Genomic DNA, 6,000 nt, shown 5'->3' on the forward strand with positions numbered 1-6,000 from the left:
CTCTCAAGGGTGCGCGGATCGCAGGGTTCACCCGGCATGGGGGAGTTCATCGATGAGCAGTTCCGACCTCGGCGCAGGTACGCCGTCCGACGACGTGGTGATCGGCATCCGCGATCCGCAGACCGACTACGCACCCACCCCGGTCAACGACATGGCGGTCGGTTCCCCCGGCCTGGTCGACATGGGCCGATCGCCCAGCTCGGACCCGCTATCCGAGCTCCTCCACGACACGACCGTGGTGCAGGGCTGCAACTGCCCCTTCTGCCAGGGGCTGAGCGCCGGCGGTGACGCGGCCGTGCCAAAGGGCGGGATCATCGACGCGAACCCTGAGGGCAATCCGATCGGCACGCTGTTGCCGCTGGTGACCAACCCCGACGGCAGCCGCTCGTTCACAGGCAACCGGAACGTCGATGCGATCCTGATTGGGTCGAAATGGGGCACTAACAACCTCACCTACAGCTTCCCGACCTCAGGCACGAACTATAACGGCACCACGCCGTACACCGCCGGCGTCGGCGACTATCACCTCGATCTCGGCACGCAGCAGCAGGCGGCCGCGCGCGCCGCGTTCGCGCAGATTTCGGCCGCGACCGGGCTGACCTTCACCGAGATCACCGAAACCGACACGGTTCACGCCAATTTCCGCATCTCGCAGACCGCCAGCCAAGGCGTCGGCTCCGCCTATGGCGGCTTCCCCTCGGACAAGCAGGGTGCGGCGGGCGATATCTGGTTCGGGCGCACCAACCAGCCCTATTACGACCTCGCGTTTAAGGGCACATGGGGCTTTGCCACCATGATGCACGAGATCGGCCACACAGTCGGGCTGAAGCATGGACACCAGGATTATACCAACTCCGACCTGTCGTTCTATTTCGGTACGTTCCCGCGCTTCGGCACGCAGTCGCTGACGCCCGATCGCGACGGGCAATCCTGGTCGCTGATGACCTATACGCCGGCGCCGTTCACTAACAGCAACTTCGCTGGCGACAAGGTCAACCAACCGCAATCGTACATGCAATATGATCTGGCGGCGATGCAGTACATGTACGACGCCAATTACAACACCAATTCTGGCGACACCGTCTATACCTTCAGCCAGACGACAGGCGAGATGTTCGTCAACGGCGTCGGCCAGGGCGCGCCTGCGGGCAACAAGATCTATCTCACCGTATGGGACGGTGGCGGCAACGACACGATTGATGTTAGCAATTACGCCAACGGGGTCACCGTTGACCTGCGTCCGGGTGAATTCTCCACCTTCGATCAATCGCAGCTGGCGAACAACCTGGCGGCGCAGGGGCTGACCAACCTCGCCCCCGGCAACATCGCCATGTCGTTGCTCCAGAACAACGACACGCGCTCGCTGATCGAGAATGTGAAGGGTGGTGCCGGCGACGACGTGTTCGTCGGCAACATGGCCAACAACGTGCTCGACGGCGGTGCCGGCAGCGACACGGTGGTGTTCACCAACCCGGGCGGCGTTTCCGTGACGCTGAACGAAACTGGCGCGGACGTGATCGTCAACCACGACGGCGAAACAGACACGCTGCGCTCGATCGAGAACATCGTCGGCACCAGCGGCAACGACACGCTGACCGGCAACGGCCTCGACAATTTGCTGACCGGTGGAACGGGCGGCGCCGACACGCTGTCGGGCGGTGCGGGCAACGACCGGCTGATCGGTGGCGGGTTCACGATCGTCACCAGCTTCGTGGTCACGCCGGACACCGCGCCGTCGCAGCCCGACATCACCAAGGCGCAGTCGACCAACAACAACAGCATCGCGAATGCGGTCAACACCGCCGGCGCGTTCGACATCGACGCCAACGCGAACATCACCAACGCGACCACCATCCCGCACGCGACGATCAACGCGACCGCGGCGGGTGGTGCGCTCGAATATTACCGCATCGACGTGACCGCGGCTGGCGCGCAGGCGATATTCGATATCGACGGGGCCGGAACGCTGGACGACAGCATCCTCGAGCTGGTCGATTCCACCGGAAAGCTGATCGCCACCAACGACACCGGCCCCGGCGATCCCGGCACCACGGTGAACGACGACGCCTATATCGTCCACACCTTTGCCGCTGCGGGTACCTATTACATCCGGGTCGGGCGCTACACCAACAGCGCGGTGGCACAGCCGATGCTTGCCGGGCAGACGTACCAGCTCCACATCTCGCTGCAGGGCGCAGCGGGTGCGACGGTGTTCACGCCCAACAACACCAGCAGCTTGGTCGCCGACGGCGGGACGGGGGACGACTTCATCCAGGGCACGCTTGGCAACGACACGCTGACGGGGGGCGCGGGCAACGACACCGCCTCGTACGTCACCGCGTTCAACGGCGGCTCGACCACCGGCGTCACCGTCGACCTTAACAAGCAGGATATGGCGCAGGACACCGTCGCTGCGGGCACCGACACGCTGTCGGGGATCGAAAACCTGATCGGATCGGCGCTTAACGACACGCTGATCGGCGATGCCAACGCCAACGTGATCGAGGGCGGGCTCGGAAACGACACGCTGGTCGGCGGGGCAGGCGACGATACCGCGTCCTATGCGGACTCAAGCGTCGGCGTGACCGTCAGCCTCGCGCTCCAGGGACAGACACAGAACACGGTCGGTGCGGGCATCGATACGCTCAGCGGGTTCCAGAACCTCCTCGGCGGTGCGGGGAACGACACGCTGACTGGCGATGCGGCGGAGAACGTGCTGACGGGCGGGGCCGGCAACGATGTGCTCAATCCCGGTGCGAACGCGGGCGGTACGGTCGACCTGCTCGACGGCGGGACGGGATCGGACACCGCCTCCTTCGCGGGCTATACCGCGGGCGTGACCGCGACACTGTCGGGTGCGCGCGACGGCATCGCCAGTGTCGACGGCCTGCAGATCGCGGCCTTGCGCTCGATCGAGAATCTGCGCGGCGGTGACGGCAACGACGTGCTGACCGGCGACGATAACGCCAACGTGATTGAGGGCGGGCTCGGTGACGATACGCTGAACGGTGGTGCTGGGATCGACACCGTCGCCTTCACCGGCGCGACCGCGGTCACGGTTGATCTGAACATCACGACTGCGCAGAACACGGGCGTCGGCAACGACACGATCACCGGGTTCGAGAACGTCCGCACCGGGTCAGGCAACGACATCGTCACCGGCGACGCGGGCGACAACACCTTCTTCGACGGGGGTGGCGCCGATACCTACACGGGCGGCGCGGGGTTGGACACGGTCGACTATACCAACGTCACCGCGGCGCTGACGGTCAACCTCAACACCACCACGGCGCAATCGGCCTCGACCGGTGGCGATATCCTGTCGGGCATCGAGAATGTGACCGGCTCGCTGACGGCCGCAAATGCGCTGACCGGCGGGGACGACACGCAGAACCGGCTGATCGGCGGTGCCGCGGCCGACTTCCTGGTCGGTCGTGGTCTTGCCGACACGCTGATCGGCGGTGCCGGCAATGACGTGATCTTCGGCGACTATGTCAACGCGTTCAGCGCCGCGGCCGCAACCGCGGACGGCGACGACGTGTTGGAGGGCGGTGACGGCAACGATCAGTTGGTCGGTGGTCTCGGTAACGACATCCTGCGTGGTGGCGCGGGCGACGATCTGCTCGTCGGCGGTCTCGCCAACGGCACCGCGTCCGGGTTGACGCAGGTGCTCCTCAACGACGGTGGCGACGACACCTACGATGGCGGCGAGGGCACCGACACCGCTTACGCTTATTACACCGATCGCGCCGCGGCGATCGGCTTCGACCTGTCCAATCTGGCGGGCAACAGCGCGATTACGGTCGATGGTGTCGCGCGCGGTGCGTTCATCAGCATCGAGCGCGTGTTCTTCCGCGGCGGTACCGGTGCAGACGTGGTGACCGGCACCGGTGGAGCCGATCAGCTGATCGGCAACGCGGGCGACGACATCCTGAACGGCTGGTACGGCAACGACACGCTGTCGGGCGGACTTGGCAACGACACGCTGATCGGCGGCGAGGGGCTCGACACCGCCACCTATGCACTTGCCGGTGCGGGCGTCACCGTCGACCTGCGCATCACCGGCGCGCAGGATACCGGTGGTGACGGCGTCGACACGCTGTCGGGCATCGAATATCTGATCGGCTCCGGCTTCGGCGACACGTTGCGCGGCAGCGACGACTTCAACCTGCTGATCGACAATGCGGTCGCGGCGACCGCGGTCGCCGGGCAGACCGACGCCTTGTACGGTTATGGCGGCAATGACACCATCTCGGTGGTGCGCGCGGCAGCCGCGGTCGCGACCAACGTCTTGATGGATGGTGGCGACGGCAACGACCTGATCCAGCTGCTTGCGGGCACGGTGACGCTCAACGTCGATGCGAACGGCAATTCGGCCGATCCGGTCGGCCTATCGTCGGGCGTGACCTATGCCGCGCCGGGTCGCAGCGGCACGCGCTTCCTCGACAACGTCACGGTATCTGCCGGCAGCGGCGATGACCGGGTGGTGCTTACCGGCGTCGATGCGGCGGTGGTTGACCTCGGCACCGGCAACGACCTGCTCAGCATCAGCACTCTGGGCGGTGCCGGAGTCAACGATTACGACATTACGACCGGCGCGGGACAGGACACGATCCAGCTCGCCGGTAGCGGTGCCGCGGCGACGACCACTGCGCGTGCAACCGTGGTGCGCGACTTCACCGTCGGCAATTCGGGCGACCGGTTCGAACTGCGCACTACCAGCGGTGGTGCATTCGCGGCCACGAGTTGGGTCAACACCACCAACTTCACCGGGCTGACCAGCGTCACGCAGGACATGTTCGACAGCGGTCATTTCCGCCTGCTGCAAGACGGCACCGACCTGCTGTTCCAGGCCGACCGCGACGGTGCGGGTACGACGAACGGCTTCGTCACGATCGCGCGGCTGACGGGTGCCTATACCGGCGGCCTTACTGCCTACAATTTCGACGGCATGATCGGCTCGCTCAACCTAACCGGTCAGGGCGCGCTGGACGAGACACTGACCGGCGCATCCAAGGCGGACGTGCTCTCGGGTGGCGACGGCAACGACACGCTGATCGGCCTTGGCGGCAACGACACGCTCGATGGCGGCAACGGCGACGACCTGCTGCTCGGCGGTAGCGGCGACAACACGCTGATCGGCGGTGCGGGGACCGACACCGCCAGCTACGCCGACGCGACCGTTGGCGTGACGGTCGACCTTTCTATCTTCGGCGCGCAGGCGACCGGTGTCGGCAACGACACGCTTACAGGAATCGAGAACCTTCTCGGCTCCACGTTCGCCGATACACTGACCGGTGACGCAGGCGCGAACCGCCTCGATGGCGGTGCGGGCGACGACACGCTCTCGGGTGGCGACGGCAACGACGTGCTGGTCGGTGGAGCTGGCAACGATACGCTGCTGGGTGGTGCGGGTATTGATACCGCCGACTATTCGGGCGCGACCGTTGGCGTGACCGTTAACCTGGCGGTGACGGGCGCGCAGACCACCGGCATGGGCGACGATACGCTCGGCGGGATCGAGAATCTCGTCGGCTCGGCGTTCGGCGACGTGCTGACCGGTGACGCGGGCGCGAACCGGATTGAGGGTGGCGCTAGCAACGACACGATCTCGGGTGGTGCGGGCAACGATGTGCTGATCGGTGGTGATGGCATCGATACGCTGTTCTACGGCGATCTGACCGACGCGGTGCTGATCAACCTGACCGACGGCCAGGTGAGCGCAGGCGCGCAGGGCGGCATCGATCAGGTGTCAGGCTTTGAGAATGCGATCCTGGGTGCGGGCGATGACCAGTTCGTCGGCGATGCCAATGACAATATCGTCGACGGCGGCGCAGGCGACGACATCATCCGCGGTCTGGCCGGCGATGACACGCTGGCGGGTGGCCTGGGCACCAATTTCATTGACGGTGGTGCGGGGACTGACACCGGCGTGCTGCGTGGCAACTATGCCGACTACACGATGACGCAGGGCGCCGGGTCGGTCACGATCGCGCGCAC

1 protein-coding gene is annotated in these 6,000 nt (G+C 65.7%); it reads left to right on the plus strand.

What is annotated here, in order from left to right; translation table 11 throughout:
* Positions 1 to 52 precede the first annotated feature (52 nt).
* Positions 53 to 6,000, plus strand: a 5,948-nt coding sequence (locus tag HRV97_RS16735; protein WP_174195267.1) for a M10 family metallopeptidase C-terminal domain-containing protein, incomplete at its 3' end; no start/stop codon positions are given.

It is taken from the genome of Sphingomonas hominis (assembly GCF_013328205.1).
Classification (GTDB): domain Bacteria; phylum Pseudomonadota; class Alphaproteobacteria; order Sphingomonadales; family Sphingomonadaceae; genus Sphingomonas; species Sphingomonas hominis.